At 70.8% G+C, this 22,636-nt stretch carries 20 protein-coding genes and 1 pseudogene; 15 read left to right on the top strand and 6 right to left on the bottom strand.

What is annotated here, in order from left to right:
• Positions 1 to 8: 8 nt before the first annotated feature.
• From C1A38_RS31610 to C1A38_RS31285, 3 genes and pseudogenes are all read left to right on the top strand, one after another.
• Positions 9 to 338 (top strand): ArsR/SmtB family transcription factor, encoded by a 330-nt coding sequence (locus C1A38_RS31610; protein WP_233196611.1) that lies wholly within the window; start codon positions 9 to 11, stop codon positions 336 to 338.
• A gap of 2 nt (positions 339 to 340) precedes the next feature.
• Positions 341 to 1,363, top strand: a pseudogene (gene arsB, locus C1A38_RS03975) (ACR3 family arsenite efflux transporter); the annotation flags it as partial.
• Between the two features lie 84 nt (positions 1,364 to 1,447).
• Positions 1,448 to 1,891, top strand: coding sequence for an arsenate reductase ArsC (locus C1A38_RS31285; protein ID WP_199180077.1), 444 nt, complete (start codon positions 1,448 to 1,450; stop codon positions 1,889 to 1,891).
• Positions 1,892 to 1,973: 82 nt separating this feature from the next.
• On the opposite strand, the gene C1A38_RS32145 is transcribed toward C1A38_RS31285, so the two are convergent.
• The 3 genes from C1A38_RS32145 to C1A38_RS03960 are packed head-to-tail and all read right to left on the bottom strand — an operon-like array spanning position 1,974 to position 5,472.
• Positions 1,974 to 4,055, bottom strand: a complete 2,082-nt coding sequence (locus C1A38_RS32145) for a CotH kinase family protein (protein ID WP_102656460.1) — start codon at positions 4,053 to 4,055, stop codon at positions 1,974 to 1,976.
• Positions 4,046 to 4,870: a polyphosphate polymerase domain-containing protein gene (locus C1A38_RS03965; protein WP_102656459.1), complete on the bottom strand. Its 825-nt coding sequence runs from the start codon at positions 4,868 to 4,870 to the stop codon at positions 4,046 to 4,048. The genes C1A38_RS32145 and C1A38_RS03965 overlap by 10 nt, the downstream gene beginning before the upstream one ends.
• The gene (locus C1A38_RS03960; RefSeq protein ID WP_102656458.1) at positions 4,867 to 5,472 is read right to left on the bottom strand and encodes a DUF4956 domain-containing protein; all 606 of its coding nucleotides are present in this window, start codon (positions 5,470 to 5,472) and stop codon (positions 4,867 to 4,869) included. Before C1A38_RS03960 ends, C1A38_RS03965 begins: the two co-directional genes overlap by 4 nt.
• A 724-nt stretch (positions 5,473 to 6,196) precedes the next feature.
• Here C1A38_RS03960 and C1A38_RS03955 point away from each other — a divergent pair.
• Positions 6,197 to 7,585 carry an endo-1,4-beta-xylanase gene (locus C1A38_RS03955; protein ID WP_102656457.1) on the top strand — a complete coding sequence of 463 codons (1,389 nt, stop codon included), beginning with the start codon at positions 6,197 to 6,199 and terminating at the stop codon, positions 7,583 to 7,585.
• A 170-nt stretch (positions 7,586 to 7,755) separates the two neighbouring features.
• Here the strand turns inward: C1A38_RS03955 and C1A38_RS03950 are convergent, their stop codons facing one another.
• Positions 7,756 to 9,036 carry an oxidoreductase gene (locus C1A38_RS03950; protein ID WP_158244840.1) on the bottom strand — a complete coding sequence of 427 codons (1,281 nt, stop codon included), beginning with the start codon at positions 9,034 to 9,036 and terminating at the stop codon, positions 7,756 to 7,758.
• Between the two features lie 306 nt (positions 9,037 to 9,342).
• On the opposite strand from C1A38_RS03950, the gene C1A38_RS03945 reads away from it, so the two are divergent.
• Positions 9,343 to 9,726: a YybH family protein gene (locus C1A38_RS03945; RefSeq protein ID WP_102656455.1), complete on the top strand. Its 384-nt coding sequence runs from the start codon at positions 9,343 to 9,345 to the stop codon at positions 9,724 to 9,726.
• A gap of 146 nt (positions 9,727 to 9,872) precedes the next feature.
• Here C1A38_RS03945 and C1A38_RS03940 read toward each other — a convergent pair whose 3' ends face one another.
• The gene (locus tag C1A38_RS03940) at positions 9,873 to 11,432 is read right to left on the bottom strand and encodes a glycoside hydrolase family 43 protein (protein WP_102656454.1); all 1,560 of its coding nucleotides are present in this window, start codon (positions 11,430 to 11,432) and stop codon (positions 9,873 to 9,875) included.
• A gap of 47 nt (positions 11,433 to 11,479) precedes the next feature.
• Positions 11,480 to 12,016, bottom strand: coding sequence for a cupin domain-containing protein (locus C1A38_RS03935; protein WP_013733572.1), 537 nt, complete (start codon positions 12,014 to 12,016; stop codon positions 11,480 to 11,482).
• Between the two features lie 280 nt (positions 12,017 to 12,296).
• Between C1A38_RS03935 and C1A38_RS03930 the strand changes: the two genes are divergently transcribed.
• Genes C1A38_RS03930 through C1A38_RS03885 form a run of 10 tightly spaced genes read left to right on the top strand, consistent with a single transcriptional unit; the run spans position 12,297 to position 22,511 of the window.
• A complete protein-coding gene (locus C1A38_RS03930; protein ID WP_102656453.1) occupies positions 12,297 to 13,907 on the top strand; it encodes an ABC transporter substrate-binding protein in 1,611 nt (536 codons plus the stop codon).
• A gap of 12 nt (positions 13,908 to 13,919) precedes the next feature.
• Positions 13,920 to 15,011: an ABC transporter permease gene (locus C1A38_RS03925; protein WP_199180074.1), complete on the top strand. Its 1,092-nt coding sequence runs from the start codon at positions 13,920 to 13,922 to the stop codon at positions 15,009 to 15,011.
• A complete protein-coding gene (locus tag C1A38_RS03920; RefSeq protein WP_102656452.1) occupies positions 15,008 to 15,922 on the top strand; it encodes an ABC transporter permease in 915 nt (304 codons plus the stop codon). Before C1A38_RS03925 ends, C1A38_RS03920 begins: the two co-directional genes overlap by 4 nt.
• A 2-nt stretch (positions 15,923 to 15,924) precedes the next feature.
• Positions 15,925 to 16,905, top strand: coding sequence for an ABC transporter ATP-binding protein (locus C1A38_RS03915; RefSeq protein WP_102656451.1), 981 nt, complete (start codon positions 15,925 to 15,927; stop codon positions 16,903 to 16,905).
• Complete coding sequence (locus C1A38_RS03910) at positions 16,902 to 17,867, top strand: ABC transporter ATP-binding protein (RefSeq protein WP_102656450.1); 966 nt, start codon at positions 16,902 to 16,904, stop codon at positions 17,865 to 17,867. The genes C1A38_RS03915 and C1A38_RS03910 overlap by 4 nt, the downstream gene beginning before the upstream one ends.
• Before the next feature lie 10 nt (positions 17,868 to 17,877).
• Entirely contained in the window at positions 17,878 to 19,116 is a 1,239-nt protein-coding gene (locus tag C1A38_RS03905; protein WP_102656449.1) for an amidohydrolase family protein, read from the top strand.
• The gene (locus C1A38_RS03900) at positions 19,113 to 20,765 is read left to right on the top strand and encodes a DUF885 domain-containing protein (protein WP_102656448.1); all 1,653 of its coding nucleotides are present in this window, start codon (positions 19,113 to 19,115) and stop codon (positions 20,763 to 20,765) included. The genes C1A38_RS03905 and C1A38_RS03900 overlap by 4 nt, the downstream gene beginning before the upstream one ends.
• Before the next feature lie 17 nt (positions 20,766 to 20,782).
• Entirely contained in the window at positions 20,783 to 21,157 is a 375-nt protein-coding gene (locus tag C1A38_RS03895) for a nuclear transport factor 2 family protein (protein ID WP_102656447.1), read from the top strand.
• Positions 21,154 to 21,528: a TIGR04076 family protein gene (locus C1A38_RS03890; RefSeq protein WP_199180073.1), complete on the top strand. Its 375-nt coding sequence runs from the start codon at positions 21,154 to 21,156 to the stop codon at positions 21,526 to 21,528. The genes C1A38_RS03895 and C1A38_RS03890 overlap by 4 nt, the downstream gene beginning before the upstream one ends.
• On the top strand, positions 21,525 to 22,511 hold the full coding sequence (locus C1A38_RS03885; RefSeq protein ID WP_102656446.1) for an LLM class flavin-dependent oxidoreductase: 987 nt from the start codon (positions 21,525 to 21,527) through the stop codon (positions 22,509 to 22,511). Before C1A38_RS03890 ends, C1A38_RS03885 begins: the two co-directional genes overlap by 4 nt.
• The last annotated feature ends 125 nt before the right edge of the window (positions 22,512 to 22,636 follow it).

The following is a 22,636-nucleotide window of genomic DNA, read 5'->3' as shown; positions in this document are numbered from 1 at the left end:
CACCGCAGGTGCGACCCGAAACGGATCAGCAGCAACTGATATCAGCCAATCCTGATGTGGTGCGGTTGTTGGCGGATCCGTTGCGGGCGCGGATCGTGCAGATCCTCGCCGACGGCCCGGCGACCACGTCGCACCTGGTCGCGGACACCGCGGCCAAGCAGCCCAATGTGTCCGGACACCTCAAGCTGCTGCGCGAGGCCGGTGTGGTGACCGCCGAGCCACGCAGACGCTTCACCTACTACCGACTCGTCCCGGAGGTCCTGCAGGGTGCGGCGCTGCACCTGGCCGACCTCGCCGCGCAGGCCCGCGCCCATTCCGAGAACTTCCGGGCCTGCTGACAGTGACGACCACCCCGACCGGCGTGGTACCGCCGGCAGTCATCGCGCGGCTGTCGCGCCTCGACCGCTTCCTCCCGCTGTGGATCGGCCTGGCCATGGCCGTCGGCCTGCTGCTCGGCCGGCTCGTCCCCGGTCTGAACACCGCCCTGGAAGCGGTCACGATCGGTGGGATCTCGCTGCCGATCGCCCTTGGACTGCTCATCATGATGTACCCGGTGCTGGCCAAGGTCCGCTACGACCGGCTCGACTCGGTCACCGGGGATCGCCGACTGCTGCTGTCCTCGCTGCTGCTCAACTGGATCATCGGCCCGGCTCTCATGTTCGCCCTGGCCTGGATCTTCCTCGCCGAGCATGCCGAGTACCGCACCGGCCTGATCATCGTCGGTCTTGCCCGCTGCATCGCCATGGTCATCATCTGGAACGACCTGGCCTGCGGCGACCGGGAAGCCGCCGCCGTCCTCGTCGCCCTCAACTCGGTGTTCCAGGTCCTCGCGTTCGGTCTGCTCGGCTGGTTCTACCTGTCCGTGCTGCCGGACTGGCTCAACCTGGCCGGCGCGCAGTTGCAGGTGTCCGGGTGGGACATCGCGGTCAACGTGCTGATCTTCCTCGGCATCCCGCTGCTCGCCGGTTACCTCACCCGTCGGCTCGGCGAACGCGCGAAGGGCCGCACCTGGTACGAGAACCGCTTCCTGCCGAAGATCGGACCGGTCGCCCTCTACGGGCTGCTCTTCACCATCGTCATCCTGTTCGCTCTGCAGGGCGACGCCATCACCTCGCAGCCCTGGGACGTCGTGTTGATCGCGGTGCCGCTGCTGGTCTACTTCGCGGTCATGTGGGCCGGCTCCTACGCCCTCGGCCGGGCCATAGGGCTGAACTACGTACGCACCACCACCCTCGCTTTCACCGCCGCCGGCAACAACTTCGAACTCGCCATCGCCGTGGCCATCGGTACGTTCGGCGTCACCAGCGGCCAGGCCCTCGCCGGTGTCGTCGGCCCGCTCATCGAGGTCCCGGTGCTGGTCGCCCTGGTCTACGTCAGCCTCGCCCTGCGTCGACGCCTGTTTCCCGCCGACCCGGTTACGTCAACGAGTCCACCGATAGGAAGCTCCGTGTCCGACGACAAGCCCAGCGTCCTGTTCGTCTGCGTGCACAACGCCGGCCGCTCCCAGATGGCCGCCGGCTGGCTGCGTCACCTCGCCGGCGACGCCGTCGAGGTCCGCTCCGCCGGGTCCGCCCCCGCGGAGACCATCAACCCCGCCGCCGTCGAAGCCATGCGCGAGGTCGGCATCGACATCACCCACCAGACCCCCAAACTTCTTGAGTACGACACCGTCGAAGCCTCCGACGTTGTCATCACCATGGGCTGCGGCGACGTCTGCCCCGTCTTCCCAGGCAAGCGCTACGAGGACTGGAAGCTCGAAGACCCGGCCGGCAAGGGCGTCGAAGCCGTGCGGCCGATCCGTGACGAGATCAAGACCCGCATCGAGCAACTGCTCGCTGACCTCGTCCCGACGACCGGATCAGGTGGGGCTGCCGCAGCGCGGCGAGGGTGAGTCCGGTCGAGCTGATCAAGGACGGAGCGGATGTTCCTGGCACCGGAGCGGGCTGCCCGGTGCCAGGAACGGATCACCCCGGTCAGCTTGCCGTGCAGCTCGGTGTCGGGGCAGTGTTCGTGCTGCCGAATGTGCCGAGGAAGCCGAACGTGGTGCTGGCCCCCGCGGCCAGGGTGCCGTTGTAGCTGACGTTGCGGGCGGTGACCGCCGACCCCTGGCTGGTGACTGTCGCGTTCCACGCCTGGCTGATCGTCTGCCCGTTGGCGAAGGTCCAGGTCACCGTCCAGTTGCCGATCGCGGCCGAGCCGGCGGTGACCCGTACCTCGGCCTGGAAGCCGCCGGTCCACTGATTGGTCACCGCGTACGTCGCCGTGCAGGCGTCACCGCCCGGCGGCGGGGTCGTCGGCCCCGGCGGTGGGGTGGTGGGTCCCGGCGGTGGGGTGGTCGGCGGGGGAGTGGTGGTGGGGCCACCCCACCCGGCGGTCGAGTCCAGCCAGGCGGCGCGGCGCAGCATCCAGTCCCGCAGGTACTGCACCTGTCCCTGCCAGGTCGGCGCGGTCGGGGTGATGAACGGGCCGATCATCCGGGTGCTCAGGTTGGGCCAACGTTGGAAGTTGCGCTGCGCCGCGTTGGTCAGCGGCGTGCTCAGCGCGTTGAGGCGGGACTGCAACGCCGCGTCGGACAGCGGGCCGCGGCGCAGCGTCTGCCAGCGCAGCCGGACCTGGTTGACGAAGGCCGGGTCGCGCAGCAGTTGCGTGAACCAGTCGTTGGCCAGCGGCTGTCGGCCCTGCTGGTGCTGCCAGCCGGAGGTCTGGTCGTTGGCGAAGTAGCCGCCCACCCCGAAGCTGAGGTCGTAGTCCCACAGCGGCCCGGCGAAGATCTTGGTGTCCCGGTCCTTGTAGAAGTAGGCGCTGCGGACGTAGGAGTCCATCTCCCGGCTCAGCTCGTTGACGATGAGCTGGTCGATGAAGGAGTCCACGTCGATGTACGCGCGATAGCCGGTCGTCGGGTCGGCGAAGTTCGGTGCCCGCAGCACGTTGTGGAATTCCTGGATGTGGTTGCGCAGCCAGTCACGCTGCTCCGGTTGCAGCGGGGACGGGTCGGCGACCTCCAGGTAGTTCCAGCAGGTGGCGGCGGGACCGGTGCACGGCAGGGTCGGCTCCTCGGCGGCCATCCACTCGAACTTGAAGATGTAGCCGCCGGTGATCCTCGGCAGCGTCCGGTCGTCGGCGCGCAACTGCTTGAGGTCGAGGCGGTTCTTCGAGTTCTTGATCGTCTCCACGATCATGTAGACGCCCATGTAGTCGTCGGCGCCGACCGGCCCGGCGTCGGTGTTGAGGTAGAACTCCGCGAAGGCGTACCGGGGCGCGGGCAGGCCCATCTCCCGACCCAGGTCGTAGACGAACGCCTCCCGGATCAGCGCCTTGTCGGTGAACGGGCCGCGCAGCACCCAGTCCGAGTCGGCCGGCATGCCCAGCACCGGATAGTCGGCGTCATCGTCGTCGTTGTCCCAGAACTCGATCCGGTACGGCGTCTTGTCGAAGCTGGACGACGACTGCCCGCGTAGCCGGAACCCGGCGCGGGTCGCCACGGTGGGCGCGGCGGCCAGCGAGGTGGTGCCCCCACCGGGCTCGAAGATCATGGTGGCGGCGTCGAAGTAGTCCCGCTGGGGACGCCCGGCCCCGTACGAGTCGATCAGGATCACCGGCAGGTCGTGGGCGGTGGTGGTGTTGCGGGCGACGTACATGGCGGTGCCGGGCGCGCCGGTGGCGGTCTGTCCGACGAAGGCCTGGGCGCGCAGTTGGGTGGTCCGGGTCAGCCGCAGCGGTGTGCCGGAGTACACCGTCGACGCGGCGGTGGGCAGCCGACCGTCGGTGGTGTAGCGGATCTGGGCGTCGCTGACGGTGGTGCCCAGCGACACCGTGACCTCGCCGGCGAAGGTGCCGCTGGGTACGGAGAAGGTGATGTCGCCTGTCAGGTCGTCGGCGGCGGCGTTGACGCCGGTGTCGACGGCCGGGCTGTTGCCGATCGGTGCGGTGGCGGGTTCGGCCCCGGCCGGCGGCGATGCCGGCAGGAGCAGTCCGGCGACGAGCACGGCAGCGGTGACGATGCCGACGGCTCGTGCCGGGGTGACGAGGCGGGTACTGCGGACGGTCAGACGCACGATGCCTCCTGGACGGATCGAGCGATGGTGGACGGTGTGGTGCCCGTCGAGGGTGTGCTGTCGCGGAAATGCCGGCGCAGCGTGCGCCGCCACGGCGAGTCCGGCAGTTCCGGGCGCAGGGCGGCCAACCCGGTGGCGTACTTGGAGATGCGTACCGGCCGCGTGCCCCGCTGCCACAGCAGCCGGTCGGCCACCGAGGCGGCCCGGCTGGTCTTGGTCTCGACCACGGCGAGGTCGGGCAGGCGCAGCGTGCGGTCGCCGCACCGCCAGGTCAGGTCGGTGTCGACGGTGACCCGGCTGGCGGTGGCGGGCAGCAGCAGGGTCGCCCGCCGGTACGTGGTGACGAGCACCGGATCCAGCGTGCTGTCGACCGTCGGGCAGACCGCCTCGCGCTCCAGCGCCTCCTGCACGAAGGTGCGACCGGGTTGCACGGTCGCCCGATCCTGTGGCCGGTAGGGCAGCCGGTGCTTGGTGAGGCTGCCCCGCGCCCCACTGATCTTGACTTCGAGCCAGCACTGCGCGGAGTCCAGGTAGCTGCGGGTGCGGACCTTGAACCGCCGGCGTCGCCGGTACGCCGCGCAGTGGTAGCTGGCCAGCCGTGGGGTGTCGAAGTACACCGACTCGTACCGGAAGGCGCGCACACCGTCGATGTCCAGCACCCGGGCGTACGGGGACAGCTGTGCCAGCAGTTCCGGCAGTTCGTCGAGGGGTACGACGTACTTGCGGTCGACGCGGGTCTGCAGGGCGGCCCGGTCGACGAGTTCGGTCAGCCCGACCGGCGCGAGTTCGGTCCACGGCGCGGTGATCGGGGTCATCGAGCCGCTCCCGCCTGCGCCGGCCTGCCCGCCGCCACCGGTGCGCCACCCCGACCCCGCACCGAGTACCGCACGTCGACCAGGGTGGTCTCGTTGACCAGGTCGAGTCGTTGCACGGTGGCGGTGTGCACCCGGGCGCCGAGCAGTTGCTCCAGGTGGGCGACGAGGGCGACCTGGTCGGTGACGGCGGAGTCGAGCACGATGATCTGGTGCCGGTAGCTGCGCAGCAGCCGCGGATGGTCGCCGAGGAACATCACCACGAGGATCAGCGCCATCAGTCCGCCACTGAGCCAGACCGAGGTGGTGCTCAGCGCGCCGAGGATGCCCAGGGCCAGCGCGGAGAAGTAGTAGGCCACCTCGTGCTGGTCGAGCTCCGTCGACCGCAGCCGGATGATCGACAGTACGCCGAACAGCGCCAGTCCCAGTCCGAGCCCGGCGCCGACATTGCTGGCGCTCAGTGCGCTGGCCACGGCGAGAACACCGACGTTGACACCCAGATAGGCGACGACGAGATCGCGGCGACGGTGGCGTGGAAAGTAGAGCCCGAAGACGAGCAACACCACCGCGCAGATGTCGATCGCGAACAGGACGAGCTGCGGCATCTTCTCCGTCCTCCTGGGTCGCTGCCGCGCCGGCCTGGCACCGTCCGCGCGGCGTGCCACACGCGAGCGACGAGCGGCCGAACACAGCCGGAACTTCCGGTCAACTTGCGGGAACGATTTCGGAATAGTAAACCTACGCATCGAAACCGGTCAATGCTGATCACATGGTCGCCAATGCGACGGCTCGCCCTCGCCGGCGGTCGGGCCGGGCGATCGCCATTCGCCGAGGTCGATTGCCTCCGGGTGTCCCGGAAGGGGCTTCGGTGACCATGCGTACGGGTCGTGGTGCTCGATCAGTTGGCCGCGCTGCTCGACCGGTCGGCGGCGCTGTCGGTGTCGCTCAAGTCCTGAAGGTCGGAAACGATCACCCGTGCCTTCCGGATCTTCGGCTGTACGGTCGGCGCTCTCGCCGGCCGACGCGACCGGCGGCCCCCTGTCTGCACTCCGCCGCCGCATCCGGCTGATCGTGGCGCTGAGCGGGCACCACCTGGTTCTTCGGGCGTCGCCAGCCTCGTGATCAAGCGTTTCCGTGCGGTGTCGGCAGCATCGAAACTTCCGAAAAAGTTCCGGAACTCATTGACGAGCGTGAAACCACGCTGAAATACTTCCGACCAGTAAGGCCGATGCGATCCCTTTGTCAGGGAATCGCGGGCATCGTCCCTATCCCGCGAGTCCGGATTCATGCTGCCCACCCTCGGGCCACCGGACCCGGAAGGAGCATCAGATGAGCAAGGATTCCTCCCGAGCACCCGGACGGCCGAGGCGGCTGCGGGCGGCCCTGGCGCTGACTGCCGCGGGTCTGATGGCAGCGGCCGGCGCTGTGGTGCTGCCCGGCAACGCCAGCGCCGCCGAGACCACCCTCGGTGCCGCGGCAGCGCAGAGCGGACGTTACTTCGGCACCGCGGTCGCGGTGAACCGGCTCAACGACTCGGCGTACACGAACATCCTGAACCGCGAGTTCAACCAGGTCACCGCCGAGAACGAAATGAAGATCGACGCGCTCCAGCCGCAGCAGGGGCAGTTCAACTGGGGCAACGGCGACCGGCTCGTCCAGCACGCCCGCAGCCGCAACATGCAGGTCCGGGGCCACACCCTGGCCTGGCACTCGCAGCAGCCGGACTGGATGCGCAACATGTCCGGCCAGCAGTTGCGTAACGCCATGCTCAACCACGTGACCCAGGTCGCCACCCACTACCGTGGCCAGATCGCCTGGTGGGACGTGGTGAACGAGGCGTTCGAGGACGGCGGCAGCGGCGCTCGCCGTAACTCCAACCTGGAGCGCACCGGCAGCGACTGGATCGAGGCGGCCTTCCGCGCCGCGCGCACCGCCGACCCGAACGCGCAGCTGTGTTACAACGACTACAACATCGACAACTGGAACGACGCCAAGACCCAGGCCGTCTACCGGATGGTCCAGGACTTCAAGCAGCGCGGCGTCCCGATCGACTGCGTCGGTCTCCAGTCGCACTTCACCGGTGGCTCGAACTACCCGAGCAACTACCGCACCACGCTGTCCAGCTTCGCCGCCCTCGGCGTCGACGTGCACATCACCGAGCTGGACATCCGCAACGCGCCGAGCGACGCCTACCGCAACACGGTGAACGACTGCCTCGCCGTCCCGCGCTGCAAGGGCATCACCGTCTGGGGCATCCGTGACTCCGACTCGTGGCGCTCCAACGAGAGCCCGCTGCTGTTCGACGGTGGCGGCAACAAGAAGGCCGCCTACAACGCCGTGCTCAACGCGCTGAACAGCGCCGCGCCCGGCGGCGGCGACCCGACCACCCCGCCGCCCGGCACCACTCCGCCGCCCGGCACCACCCCGCCGCCCACCAACCCCGGCGGCTGCACCGCGACGATCTCGCCCGGTCAGGTCTGGGGCGACCGCTACAACACCTCGGTGAACGTCAGCGGCGCCAACACCTGGTCGGTGGTCGTCAACATCACCCCGCCGCAGCGGATCTCCGCCACCTGGAGCGGTAACCCCACCTGGGACGGCAGCGGCAACGTGATGACGATGCGCTCCAACGGCAGCGGCAACACGTTCGGCTTCACCACCATGATGAACGGCAACTCCGGGGCCCGACCGCAGATCGTGTCCTGCACCGCTGGCTGATTCACACCACCACCGGCCGTCGGCCGTGCGGGTTCTCCCGCACGGCCGACGGCTCGTCGCGTACTCGTCGCATTTTCGGCGATACGGCGGCAATCCACCCCACCTGACACCGCCATTACGCCGAAACGGCGTCGATCAACCAGCGCTACGCGACTGACACGCACGCGAGGTCATCGGTTGAGCAGACGGGTGAGTCCGGCAACGACTGCGGTGGTGAGCATCCACCCGACGAGCACGAGCAGCGCCGAGATGTACTGGCTGGCACCGGCGGCGCGCCATGCCCCGTCGTGCCCGAGGTTGATGATCGGCAGGAGGAGATCGAGTGACTGTAGTGCCGGGTTGCGCTCAGGCGCCGCGTCGGAGCGGGGAGCCGATGGCTGGACCGTGAACGTCAGCGTTCCGAGAGCCCAGAATGCGGTGAGCCAGACACCGGCGAGCCAGGGCCGGTAGCCGTAGCCGACAACACCGTCGAGGAGGTACCCGAAGATCCGCTTCGGACGGTTCAGGGTTGCCCTACGTTGGCGCTGTTTCTCCAGGAGCACCCGTCGGGCTTCCTGGTCCTGGCCGTTCTGCCGGTAGTGGGCGGCCAGTTGCTCGTAAGGCTGCGGTGCGTAGCCGTCGGGGCTGCGGCGCAGCCAGTCCAGACGCTGCCCGACAGTGACCGACTGCGGTGGCAACGGCGACCCACGGGGCGCGGGCGAGCGTGCGAGCAGCAGCCGGTAGCTGCATCCGACCAGGTCGAGTTCTGCCGGCCAGGTCGCCGGATTGTCGAAGATCGAGTCGGCCTGGAGGCCGCTGAGACGTACCCGGCCGACTGGCGGGGCTGCGAAGGTCAGCCAGAGAGTCGCAACCCGGGCGCCGCCGAGGTGCAACGCCCAGATACCCGTGGTGCTGATCCGCGCCTCGGTGAAGTTCAGTTGGTTGCCGATCTGCGCGTGGACCAGGATGATGCCGCCTTCGGCAGTGAATCCGTACCGGGCGGAGAAGCTGCCGGCGATGGTCAGACGATTGGCGTCGATGGCCGGTCCGCGCGAACTATGCACGGTGGCGCCGGTGAACAGCACGTCACCGCCGATGGTCGCGGCAGAGAGCCAGACTCTGCCGTACGCGACGAATCCGGACCTGCCGCTGAGATCGCCGCTCACGGTCATCCGCGCAGCGGCAAGCGCGTCGTCCGGCGTCCCTGAATCGCCCAACGTGGCGCCGTCGAGCGTCAGGGACCCACCGATTCGCGCATCGCGCAGGTCGGCAGGGCCGGTGATGCGGCATCTGGTCAGGTTGAGGTCACCACGGACTTCCAAGAGCCGGGCATGAAAGCCCGGCAGCACGCATTCGATCAGGGTGATGCCTGCGGTGCAGGCGTTGGTGAGGTCCAGAACGTCGGTGATCGTCACACCGACGAGGAACACCGGTACGCCGACATCGGCCTGCCGGACGTCAAGGCGGCCCACGATCCTGGCGTTACGCAGCCGTAACGCTGCCCGGGGGGACGCGGCCCGGTCGACCGCACGCGTCACAAGATCGGCGACGACATCGGCGCGAACTACGGCATCCTTGAGGTCAAGTTCCTCACCTCGGAAAAACGCTGACTGGAGCCGTCGCTCAGCCGGGTCCAGCCGGTCGCGGCGTCCTCCCATGGCAGTGATGATCGCATATGGCCGGCCGGTGGCCGAGCCCCTGGAATCGGTCGCCGTCAACTGGGCCGTGGCCGTAGAACGCCACCGGTGCGCACTCGGTCGAATGGCAAGCTGACACCCATGGACAGGGAACAGGTGACCGGCTGGATCGCGGCCTACGAGCAGGCCTGGCGGACGCCGGGCACGGAGGCGCTCGCCACGATCTTCACCGAGCAGGCGAGCTACCGGCAGGGGCCGTACCGGGAGCCGGTGGTCGGTCTGCCGGCGATAGCCCGGATGTGGGAAGCCGAGCGGGACGGTCCGGACGAGGCGTTCCAGATGACCAGCGAGGTGGTCGCGGTCGAGGGTGACACCGCGGTGGCGCGGCTGGAGGTCCGCTACGGCGATCCCGTCGACCAGGAGTACCGCGATCTGTGGATCATGCGGTTCGCCGCGGACGGGCGATGCGCCTCCTTCGAGGAATGGCCCTTCTGGCCGGCGCAGTCGACCGCCACCGACAGTTGACGCCGCACCGCATCTGCGCCGCCCAAGGTCGCGCCGCCGAACCCACGTTCGGCCACCGGCGACACCGAGCAGCACGTCCAGCCCTCGGCGCGCCGCGGGCGTTCGTCCGGCACCCCGGAGTCGGACGCCCGCGAACAGGTGGCCGGTCAGGGGCGGGCGCTCGGGCGGTAGTCGAACCAGTCGAAGGCCGCGCTGCCCTCGGTGACGTAGAGGCCGAACACCCGGCCGGTGAAACCGGCGGCGACCTCGGTGGACAGGTACCGTCCGTCGAGTTCGGCCAGCACCACCGGCCCGTCGTCGGTCAGCACCTCGAAGCTGACCGTGTCGCAGGCGGCGGGGCGTACGCCGAAGGGGGCGCCGGGGGCCGTCACCTGGTCGGCGGCGGTCACCGTCGGCGGCAGCAGGTCGTCGGTGCGGGTGGTGATGGTCAGGGTGACCGGGCCGGCCGGCACCGACAGCTCGCCGAAGACCTGCCGGAACGGCCCGACGCGGCCGATCACCTGCACCAGCCCGTCGGCGACCTCGATGTCGTAGTGGTGCGCCTCGTCGATGCGCAACGTCAGCCCGGCCCGTCCCGCGCCGGGGTCGACGTGCACGCCGGCCCGGCAGTCGTGGTGCTGCTGCCGGCGGGCGACCATGGTGGCGCCGGAGCGGTCCAGGGTCGTGCCGGCCGCGTGCAGGGTGAGCCAGCCGGGCCGCTCGGTCAACGACCAGCTGTCCTTCGGCCGCTCCCGCAGCGAGATCCACTCCGGCGCGAGCGCGTCGGTGGCGTCGAAGTCGTCCCGGTAGGAGCCCGGGTCGCGTGCCGCGGCGAGGGCGGGCGGGCTGCCGGCCGGCGCGGTCATCGTCTCCTCGACCGGGTCCACCACCGGCCAGCCGTCCTCCCAGCGCACCGGCACCAGGAACGTCTCCCGGCCGAGCACGTGGTACGGCGGCCACTGGCCCTTGGCCCGGATGCCCAGCAGCACCATCCACCAACTGCCGTCGGTGGCCTGCACCAGGTCGGCATGGCCGGTGGCCTGCACCAGCCGGTCGGTGCTGCGGTGGGTCAGGAACGGGTTGACCGGGCCGGGCTCGAACGGGCCCCGGATGCTGCGCGACCGGGCGATCGAGACGGCGTGCCCGGTGTGCGTGCCGCCCTCGGAAACCAGCAGGTACCACCAGTCGCCGATCCGGTACAGGTGCGGGGCCTCCGGGTACTGCCCGCCGGTGCCCGACCACATCGGCACCGGCCCCTCCAGCACCGTGCCGGTCTCCGGATCGATCCGGTACGACTCGACCCCCGACACGGTCAACCAGCAGTCCCCGTTGTCGTCCCAGGTCAGCGACGGGTCGATGTGCGGCACGTCGAGGTGGACCGGTTCCGACCACGGGCCGGCCGGGTCGGTGGCGGTGACCAGCAGGTGGCGGCCGGTGGTGACGTTTGTGGTGACCATGTAGAAGCGGCCGTCGTGGTGGCGGATGGTCGGGGCGTAGATGCCGGCGGAGGCGTGCGTGTCCGGCGGCAGTTCGAGTTGGCTGGGGCGGTCGAGCACGTTGCCGATCTGCCGCCAGTTCACCAGGTCCCGACTGTGGAAGATCGGTACGCCGGGGAAGTACTCGAAGCTGGAACAGACCAGGTAGTAGTCCTCGCCCACCCGGCACACGCTGGGATCGGGGTGGAAGCCGGGCACGACGGGGTTGCCGAAGGTGGCGGAATCGGTCATGTGCACCGATGCTAGGCGGCCCGGTGGCCCACGCGTACCCCTGGTGTTCAGGGGGTGGGTGGGGTGACCGCGATGATCAGGTGGGCCGGTTCGTCGCTGGCGTTGCGGTAGAGGTGGGCCAGCCGGGAGTCGAAGGTGACCGCCTCGCCGGCGGCCAGCACGTGCTTCTCGCCGCCGATCTCGGCGACGACCTCGCCGGTGATGACGATGGCGCATTCGGTCGACGGGTGGGCCCAGGGCTCGGCCGAGCTGGCGTCGCCGGGCGCGAGGTGGGCCTGCAGCACCTCCAGGTCGCCCCGCCCGGGGGTGAGCCGTTCGTAGGTGATCTGGCCGGGGGGTGCGGTCAGTCGGCTGCGGTTGCCGGCGCGACTCAGATGCACCGCGGGCGCCTCGGGTTCGGAGAACAGCTCGGCGATCGAGGTGTCGAAGACCTGGGCCAGTTTGCGCAGCGTGGACAGGCTCGGATCGGTCGCGCCGTTCTCGATCTGGCTGAGCAGCGCGGGGGACACGTCGGCGGCTGTGGCGAGCTGGCGCAGCGTCATGGAGTGCTGCTGCCGAAGATCGCGGAGCCGATCACCGAGCATCTAAACCTCGATCCGATAACAGTGTGACTGAAATTGTTTGACCAAGCTACACGGCCCTGTTTAGGGTGGTCAAACAAGTTGTGGCGTTGTTTGGTACTGGTAGACACGTCGCGTCCAGGCATGAACCGGACGAAGCAAGTCCGGGCTACATCCAACCCTGAAATGCCGCCCCTGAAAACCCGAGACATCGCGACCGGAGACACCGGCGTTCACGTCCCAGGTCGTCGACAACCCGCGGCCCACGCGGAAGCGGACCGCCCATACGAAGGTAGGAACAGCAATGTCGGTGTCCCCCCGCCGGCTTCGCGTCGGAGCGTCCGCTCTGACGGCGCTGGCCATCATCTCCACCGCCGCCTGCACGGCCGGCGGTGGCGGCGGAAACGCGAGCGGTGGCAGCGGCGCCACCACGCTCACCGTCAACACCTCGTTCGTGCTCAAGACCCTCGACCCCGGCCGCGTCTACGAGGCGACCGGCCTGACCGCGGTGCACGCCCTCTACGACACCCTGCTCACCTTCGAGGGCTCGGACGTGAGCAAGCCGGTCCCCGCGCTGGCCGAGTCGTACGAGGTCTCGCCGGACGCCAAGACCTTCACCTTCAAGCTGCGGCAGGGTGTGAAGTTCTCCGACGGCAGCCCGCTCACCGCCGACGACGTGGTCTTCTCGCTCAACCGGCTGAAGAACATCAAGGCCAGCCCGGCGGTCACCGTCAGCGAGTTGAGCGTCAGCAAGACCGACGACAGCACAGTCGTGGTCACCTCGGCGACGGCCAACCCCAACGTCCCGGTGGTGCTCTCCATGCCCTCCACCGCCGTGATCAACTCCAAGGTCGCCCAGGAGAACGGCGCCAAGGACGGCGAGGACGCCGCCCAGGGCGACACCGCCCAGCAGTACCTCGACACCAACTCCATCGGCAGCGGCCCGTACGTGCTCAAGTCGTACGAGCCGGAGTCCCAGGTGGTGCTGGAGGCCAACCCCGACTACTGGGGCGACAAGCCGAAGTTCGACCGGGTCGTGCTGCGCAACATGGACGTGCAGACCCAGAAGCTGACCATGCAGCGCGCCGAGGCCAACGAGATCTCGCTGGACATCTCCGGCAAGCTGCTCGAAGGCATGCCGAGCACCCTGCAGACCTCCGGCGTGCAGGACACCGTCTACTTCCTGTTCCTCAACGCCGACCCGGCCGTCTCCGCGGTGACCGCCGACGTGAAGTTCAACCAGGCGCTGCGGGCCGCCATCGACTACCAGGGCATCGCCGCCCTCTACGGGCAGGGCGCCGCACCGGGCGCCGGTCTGGTCGCCCCCGCCTTCCCCGGCGCGCTGCCCGAGGGCGAGGCGTCGACCCGCGACGTGGCCAAGGCCAAGGCGCTGCTCGCCGAGGCGGGCCTGACCAACCCCAAGGTCAAGTTCAGCTACCCGGCCATCACCTACAAGGGCGTGGACCTCGGCACCGTGGCCACCAAGGTGCAGGGCGACGTCGCCGAGGCCGGCATCACCCTGGAGCTGAACCCGCAGCCGCTGACCACCTTCCTGGACGAGATGCGCGGCGGGAAGATGGCGATGGGCTTCACCCCGCAGAGCCTGAACTACCCGGTCGCCGACTCGCTGATCAACAACATGGCCCCCGGACAGCCGACCGCGCTGCGCTCCGGCTGGACCGTGGACCGGGCCGACGCGGCGGTCGTGGCCGCCGGCAAGAAGGTCACCGAGACCCTCGACCTGGCCGCCCGGGCCACCGCGATGCAGGAGTGGCAGCGACTGATGAACCAGTCCTCGCCGTACATCGTGCTGGCCAGCAACTCCTCCACGGTGGTGGCGACCGCCGACCTGACCGGCGCGGACTACACCGCCGCCGGCTGGCAGGTCGACGTCGCCGCGGTCGGCCGGAAGTAGCCGGCAGCACAGATGACGACAGTTCACGACGGGGAGCCGGGCGCGGTCACCACGACCGCGTCCCGGCCCCGGCCGCGCCGCGCGCATCCGTTGCTGGTCTTCCTGGCCAAGCGGCTGACGATCACCGCCGGTCTGCTGCTGGGCGTCACCGTGGTGACGTTCGCGCTGGTAAACGTGGTCCCCGGCGACCCGGTCACGGCGAACCTGTCGGACCAGGCGCTCAACGACCCGGCCACGGTGGCCGCCTTCCGGGAGAAGTGGGGCCTGGACCAGCCGCTCTGGGCGCAGTACTTCCAGTACCTGGGCAACCTGCTCACCGGCGACCTGGGCATCTCCCAGCAGACCGGCCGCTCTGTCCTGGACGACCTGGTCCGGTACGTGCCGGCGACAATGGAACTGGCCATCCCCACCATGGTGCTGGCGTTGCTGATCGGCACCGGCATCGGCATGCTCGCCGCGGTCCGCAACGGCCGGTTCACCGACCAGCTGGTCCGCGTCGGCGCCCTGCTGGGCCTGTCCACCCCGCCGTTCTGGCTGTCGCTCGTCGTGCTCTACGTCTTCTTCTACAAACTCGGCCTGGCTCCCAGCGGCGGTCGGCTCTCCACCGCCTTCAGCCCACCGCCCACGGTCACCGGCATGTACACCGTCGACGCGGCGCTGGCCGGGCAGTGGGATGTCGCCTGGGACGCCGCCCAGCACCTGGTCCTGCCGGTGCTGGTGCTGACCTCGCTGACCGTGGCGCTGCTGGTGCGCTTCGTCCGCTCCGCCATGCTGGAAGTGCTCCAGCAGGACTACATCCGCGCCGCGTACGCCAAGGGTCTGCCGGCCCGGGTGGTGCTGCGCCGGCACCTGCTGCGGGCCGGCCTGGTCCCGGTGGTCACCGTCTCCGGCCTGGCCTTCGCCTCGCTGCTGTCCGGCACGGTGCTGGTGGAGAGCATCTTCGGCTGGCCCGGCCTCGGCCAGTACGCCTACCGCAGCGCCACCGCGCTGGACCTGCCGTCGATCCTCGGCGTCAGCCTCTTCGTGGCGCTCGTCTACACGCTGGTCAACCTGACCGTCGACCTGCTGTACGGGCTCATCGACCCGAGGATCCGCCTGTCATGACCACGATCGCACCCGATCCGGTGGCACCGGACCCGAAGGTCGACCGGGCGCTGAGCCGACGCCGCTGGCTCGGCCGGCTACGCGGTGGCAGCACCCGGCCGGTCTGGCGGCAGCCGGTCACCCTGGCGGCCCTGGTCATCCTCGGCGGCTGGCTGCTGGTGGCCATCTTCGCCCCACTGATCGCCCCCTACGACCCGCTCGCCCAGAGCCCTGACGCGTACGCGTCGCCGTCGGCGGCGCACTGGTTCGGCACCGACTCCCTCGGCCGGGACATCCTCAGCCGGGTCATCCACGGCGCCCGGCTGTCCATCCCCCTGGCCCTGGCCATCGTCTCGCTCGCCCTGCTGGTCGGTGGACTGCTCGGACTGCTCGCCGGCTACCTCGGCCGGCTCGCCGACGAGGCGCTGATGCGCCTGACCGACCTGGTGTTCGCCTTCCCGCAGATCATCCTCGCGATGGCGGTCACCGCCGCGTTCGGCCCGAACACCCGCAACGCCGTCCTCGCGCTGGTCATCGTCTCCTGGCCGGTCTACGCCCGGGTCATCCGCAGCGCCGTGATCAGCATGCGCGGCGACGACTACCTCAACGCCGCCCGGCTGCTCGGCGTCGGACCGGTCAAGGCGCTGCGCCGCGACGTGCTGCCCAACAGCATCGGCCCGGCGATCGTGCTGGCCACCCTGGAACTCGGCAACGCGGTGCTGCTGCTGGCCGCGCTCTCCTTCCTCGGCCTGGGTCCCCGCCCACCGGCCGCCGAATGGGGCTCGATGGTCGCCCTCGGCTCCCAGGACCTGTCGATGTGGTGGGTCAGCGTCTTCCCCGGCCTGGCCATCCTCACCGTCGTGATGGCGTTCAACGTGCTCGGCGACGCGCTGCGCGACCGGCTCGACCCCCGCTACGCGAAGGGACGTTAGAGATGGCACCGCTGCTCGACGTCGACTCCCTCGCCGTCACCCTGCCCGGCCCGCGCGGCCCGCTGCCGATCCTGCACGACGTGTCGCTGACCGTGGACGAGGGTGAACTGGTAGGCATCGCGGGGGAGAGCGGCTGCGGCAAGAGCCTCACCGCGCAGACCCTGCTCGGCCTGCTGCCACCCGGCGCCACCGTGAGTGGATCGGCCCGGTTCGCCGGCACCGACCTGCTCGGCCTGGACCAGCGCGGCTGGCAGCGGGTCCGGGGCGCCGGCATCGCCATGGTCTTCCAGGACCCCACCGCCGCCCTGCACCCGATGCTCACCATCGGCCGCCAACTCACCGAACACATGCGGGTGCACCTGCGGATGGACCGTCGGGCCGCGAACCGGCGGGCGGTGGAACTGCTCGACCAGGTCCGCATCCCCGACCCGGAACGGGCCCTGCGCTCCTACCCGCACCAGTTCTCCGGCGGCATGCGTCAACGCGCGGCCATCGCCATCGCCCTGGCCGCCCGCCCCCGGCTGCTGATCGCCGACGAACCCACCACCGCCCTCGACGTCACCGTGCAGGCCGGCATCCTCGCCCTGCTGGACCGGTTGCGCGCCGAGACCGGCCTGGCCGTCGCGTTCATCACCCACGACCTCGGCGTGCTCAGCGCGTTGACCACCCGGGGCTACGTGTTCTACGCCGGGCGGGTGGTGGAGACCGGACCGACCGGGGAACTGCTCACCGCACCCACCCACCCGTACACCGCCGCGCTGCTCGGCGCCCGCCCGCACGGCACCCAGGCCGTCGGCACGCTGCGGCCGATCCCCGGCGGCCCACCGGCGCCGGGCCAGGCGCCGCCGGGCTGCCCGTTCCAACCCCGCTGCGGGTACGCCGAACCGGCCTGCGGCACCAGCCCGCCGCCGCTGACCCCGGCCGGTGAGCACCGGTCGGTGGCCTGCGTGGTCCGTCCACACCTGGAGGTGGCAGCCCGATGAGCAGTCTGCTGCGGATCAGCGACGTGCAGGTCGAGTACCGCTCCCGGGGCAACGGTCGGGTCCGCGCGGTCGCCGGGGTCAGCCTGGACGTGGCACCCGGCCAGATCGTCGGCCTGGTCGGCGAGTCCGGCTGCGGCAAGTCCTCGCTGGCCCGGGTCGCCGTCGGACTGACCCCGCCGAGCGCCGGTGAGGTCAGCTTCGCCGGCCGCCCGATCACCCCGCTGGGCTGGCGACGTCGACCGGAGACCGAGATCGGTCTGCAGATGGTCTTCCAGAACCCGTACGCATCGCTCAACCCCCGGCGCACCATCGGCGCCCAACTGCTCGACGGCGTACCGGCGACGGTCACCGGCGCGGCCCGTAGCGCCCGGGTGGTCGAACTGCTCGACCGGGTCGGCATGCCCGCCGAGGCCGCCGACCGTTACCCGCACCAGTTCTCCGGCGGTCAACGGCAGCGGCTGGCCATCGCCCGCGCCCTCGCCCCGCAACCCCGCATGATCATCGCGGACGAGCCGGTCACCGCTCTGGACGCCTCCTCGCAGGCCCAGGTGGTCAACCTGCTCGTCGGGCTGGTCCGGGAACTCGACATGGGCATGCTGTTCATCTCCCACGACCTCGCCCTGGTCCACGAGATCGCCGACGTCACCGCCGTGATGTACCTGGGCCGGATCGTGGAGACCGCACCCACCCGCGAGCTGTGGCGCGACCCGCGCCACCCGTACACCCGGGCGCTCATCGACGCGGTACCGCAGATCGGCCCCACCCCACGGCTGCCCGCCACCCTCGCCGGGGAGGTGCCCGACCCGGCCAACGCCCCCACCGGCTGCCGGTTCCGGCCCCGCTGCGCCCACGCCTTCGCCCCCTGCGGCGACCAGCCACCCACCCTCGACCTCGGCGGACGCAGCGCCGCCTGCTGGCTCAACGACCCCGCCACGGCCTCGGCCGCCGTGGCCTCCCACTGAGGACGTCGACATGCATCGCGCCACCGAACAGGTCCTGGTCAACCTCTCCCTCTACGACGGCGTCACCGACCACCTCCAGGCCGACCAGGGCATCTGGATCGGCGCCGACGGCATGATCCGCGCCGTCGGGCCGGTCGACGACGTGCTCGCCGAGGCCGGTGACGTCCCGGTGGTCGACCTGGGCGGCGACGTGGTGATGCCCGGACTGACAAACATGCACGTGCACCTCTCCCTCGGCCTGCCCGGCCACCTTGCCGACGAGGTGCACCGGTCCAACCTGGCCGAACTGGTGCTGCTGATGGCCGACTCGGCCCGGCGCACCCTGCACGCCGGGGTCACCACCGCCCGGCTGGTCGGCGAGGGCCGCTACGCCGACTTCGCGCTGCGCAAGGGCATCGAGGCCGGCGCGGTGGACGGACCCCGGATCTTCACCGCTGGGCACGCGCTGTGCTGCACCGGGGGCCACGGCTGGGAGGCCGACGCCCTGGAAGCCGACGGCGCGGACGGGTTCCGGCAGCTCACCCGGGCCCAGATCCGGGCCGGCGCCGACCTGATCAAGGTGTGCATCTCCGGCGGCATCGCCGGCCAGTACGAGGCGATCGACACCCCGCAGCTGCTCGACGACGAGATGGCCGCCGTCATCCGGGTCGCCCACGACTGGGGACGCAAGGTCACCGCGCACGCCGGACCGGCCGACACCGTACGCCGGGCGGTGGAGCTGGGTCTGGACTGCGTCGAGCACGGCTACGAGCTGACCGACGAGGTCACCCGGCTGATGGCCGAACGGGGCGTCTGGTACGTCCCGACCATCGTGGTCAGCCGCTGCGAACAGTTCTTCCGCGACTCCGGGGTGCCCGGCTGGCTGATGGAACGCGCCCTCGGCGCCGGTCCCCGACACTGGGAGAGCCTGCAGCACGCCATCCGCAACGGCGTGCCGATCGCGTTGGGCAGCGACATGCCGCCGCACGCCGGCTACGACGAGACCACCGCCACCGTGCGGGAGCTGGAGTTCATGGTGGACGCCGGGATGCCCGTCGCCGACGCGCTGAAGGCCGCCACCATCCGCCCTGCCGAGTGGCTCGACGCCGACGACAGGCTGGGCAGCATCACCGCCGGCAAGCACGCCGACCTGCTGGTGCTGCGCGACGACCCGACCCGGTCGGTCTCCGCCCTGCGGACCCTGCACGTGGTGATGAAGGGCGGCGTCGTCTACCGCGACGACCACGGCCGCACCCGGGCCCGACGATGACCGTGATCAGGGTCGCCGACGACTACCTCGCCGCGCTCGCCGACCTCGACCCGCAGGCCGCCGAGGCGGCCGGGCGTACCCCCGACTCGCAGCTGGCGGACCTGTCCCCGGAGACGTTCGACGCCCGCGCGGACCTGGCCCGGCAGACCGCCGCCGCGGTCACCTCGGCCACCGCCGACGGCCCGGCGCAGCGTGCCCTCGCCGGTGCCCTGGCCGAGCGGCTGGCCAGCGAGGTCGCGCTGTACGACGCCGGGTTCACCACCCGGCTGCTCGCCCCGCTGGCCACCCCGGTCCACCTGGCCCGGCAGGTCTTCGACAACCTGCCCCGGCAGACCGCCGACGACTGGGCCGCCGTCGCCGAGCACCTGCACCGGCTGCCCGACACCCTCGACCAGTACGCCGCGACGCTGCGCCGATCCGCGCAGCGCGGCCACCTGGTCGCCCGGCGGCAGGTGCTCGTCGTCGCCGAGCAGTGCCGGAGCTGGACCGCCGGCGACTTCTACGGCCGGCTCGTCGCCGGCTGTCCCGGTGGCCCGCTCGCCGACCGGCTGACCGAAGGGGCCCGGCGCGCCACCGCCGCCACCGACGCGTTCGCCACGTTCCTGCGCACCGAACTGGCACCCGCCGCCTCCGAGGTGGACGGTGTCGGACGCGAACTGTACGAGGTCACCTCCCGCGCCTTCCTCGGCGCCGACGTCGACCTCGACGAGCTGTACGCGTACGGCTGGGCGGAGCTGGCCCGTACCGACGCCGAACTGCACGCCGCGGCGGCCGACTGCGGCCACCCGGACCCGGCGAGCGCCCGGGCCGCGCTGGACGCCGACCCCGCCGGGAGGGTGCCGGTCGGTCCCGCCCTGGAACAGTGGCTGCGCAAACGCACCGCCCTGCTCACCGACCAACTCGACGGCGTCCACTTCGACATCCCGGCGGCCACCCGCCACGTCGAGTGCCGGATCAGCCCGGCCGCCTCCGGCGTCATGTACTACACCCCGCCGGACGCGAACCTGACCCGCCCGGGCGGGATCTGGTGGTCGGTGCCGCCGGGGGAGTCGAGCGTGCCGGTGTGGCGGCACGTCGGGACGCTCTGCCACGAAGGGCTGCCCGGTCACCACCTGCAACACGCCGTCACCCTGACCACCGCCGAGCTGCACCCCTGGCAGCGGCACCTGTGCCACGTGCACGGGTACGCCGAAGGCTGGGCCCACTACGCCGAACGTCTCGCCGACGAGATCGGCCTCTACGCCGGCCCCGGCGAACGCCTCGGCATGCTCGACGGGCAGATGTGGCGGGCCGCCCGCGTCGTCATCGACCTCGGCCTGCACCTCGACCTGCCGATCCCGGCCGGCACCGGCTTCACCGACGCCGACCGTTGGACCCCGGCCGTGGCCGTGGAACTGCTCACCCGGGTCGCCGGGCTGGACGCCGCCACCGCCCGCTTCGAGGTCGACAGGTACCTCGGCTGGCCGGCGCAGGCCCTGGCGTTCAAGGTCGGCGCCCGGCTGTGGCAGCAGACCCGCCGCGACGCCGAACGCCGCGCCGGCGCCGCATTCGACCGCAAACGGTTCCACCACACCGCGTTGGCGCTCGGGCCGATGGGCCTGGACCCGCTACGCGCCCGCCTCGCCGAGGCCCTGCCACCCCCGATCTGAGCACCGGAAGTGACCCGATGAGCATCGACGAACTCAGCACCACCATCAGCGACATGTACCGGTCACTGGGCGACCGGCCGGCGTTCGACGCCCACCTGCACCCCGACCTGACCATCTGGGAGTCCGACGCGGACGACCTGCTGACCGGCCTGGCCGCCCTGGACGCGCTGCGCGACACCCGGGTCGCCGCCGCGACCGGCCCGGCCCCGGTCAGCGTGGCCCCGGAGCAGGTACGCGCCGAGAGCTGGGGCGACACCGGCCTGGTCCGCTACGTGCTGCGGGCCCGCTTCGGCGACGTCCGCCCGGACGTCTGCTTCCGGGTCACCGACGTCCTGCGCCGCGACGAGACCGGCTGGCGCATCGTGCACCACCACGCGGAGGCAGTCCGATGAGCACCGACGAACCCACCACCACCGACGAACCCACCACCGACGGAGCCACCACCGACGGAGCCACCACCGAGGTGTACGACCTGCGGGTCGTGGTCGAGCGGATCGAGGGCCGCTCGGTGTGCGGCATGAAGGTGGGAGACCAGATCGACCTGACCGAGTCCTGCCGGCTGAGCATCCCCGCCGGCCAGCACTTCTGCATGTACGCGCTGGCCGCCTGCCTGCCGCTGCTGCCAGCCAAGCAGCGGGCCCTGGCCGAGGGGGACTGGATGGCCCGGGACAGCCACGTGGCCTGCCCGGACCCCGAGGAGCGGGTCATCATGCGCATCGAACGCACTGCCCTGCGGCAGATCCCCACCGAGGAGTTGACGTGACCGGCGACCGCCTGGTCGGCATCGGCCTGCAATCGGACAAGTCCGCCGACGAGTACGCCGAACTGGCCGAGTTGACCGAACGGTACGGCTTCGACGTGCTGTCGGTCTTCGGTGACCTGATGTACCAGCCGCCGATCTTCCCGCTGCTGGTGGCCGCCCGGCACACCCGCCGGATCCGGCTCGGCGCGGCCTGCCTCAACCCGTTCACCCTGCATCCGGTGGAGGTCGCCGGGCAGGTGGCCGCCCTCGACCTGGCCTCGCACGGTCGGGCGTACCTGGGCCTGGCCCGTGGCACCTGGCTCCAGGAGATCGGCGTGGCGCAGGCCCGGCCACTGCGCCGCATCGCCGAGACGGTGCAGATCGTCCGTCGGCTGCTCGGCGGCGACGACAGCGGCTTCGAGGGCCGGGAGTTCACAGTGGCGCCGGGCACCAGCCTGCGCTATGCGCCGGCCCGGCCGGACGTGCCGGTGCTGGTCGGCACCTGGGGACAGCAGACCGCCCGCTCCGCCGCCGGGTACGCCGCCGAGGTCAAGGTCGGTGGCTCGGCGAACCCGGCGATGGCCAAGACGATGCGCGCCTGGCTCGACGAGGCGGGGGGTCACGACACCGGCGTGGTGCTGGGCGCGGTGACGGTCGTGGACACCGACGGGGAGTTGGCCCGGCGGGTGGCCCGTACCGAGGTGGCGATGTATCTCGCGGTCGTCGCCGCTCTCGACCCGACGGTCGAGGTCGATCCGGGCCTGCTCGCTCGGATCAAGGAGCACGTGGCCCGCCGCGAGGACGACGCGGCCGGTGCCCTGATCGGCGACGACCTGCTCGACCTGTTCGCCTTCTCCGGCACCCCCGAACAGGTCGCCGCGCAGGCCGCCGCGGTCTTCGACGCGGGGGCGAGTCGGGTCGAGTTCGGCACCCCGCACGGGCTCACCCCGCGTAGCGGGATCGACCTGCTCGGTCAGCGGGTGCTGCCGCTGCTGCGTGGCTGACCAGCGCCCACCCCCAACGGCTCACCTCGTATCGAGAAGCATCGTTGACCAAAACCGTTAACACTCTTTAAGATTTGGCTGCCTCGAGGTAACCGACCCTGCACATCCGTACGTCCCGGCCCGGC

Origin of the sequence: Verrucosispora sp. ts21, assembly GCF_002879555.1 — a bacterium.
In the GTDB taxonomy this organism is placed as follows: Bacteria; Actinomycetota; Actinomycetes; order Mycobacteriales; family Micromonosporaceae; genus Micromonospora; species Micromonospora gifhornensis.
The sequence above is the reverse complement of the archived record's forward strand: the minus strand, read 5'-3'. Positions and strand labels throughout refer to the sequence as shown.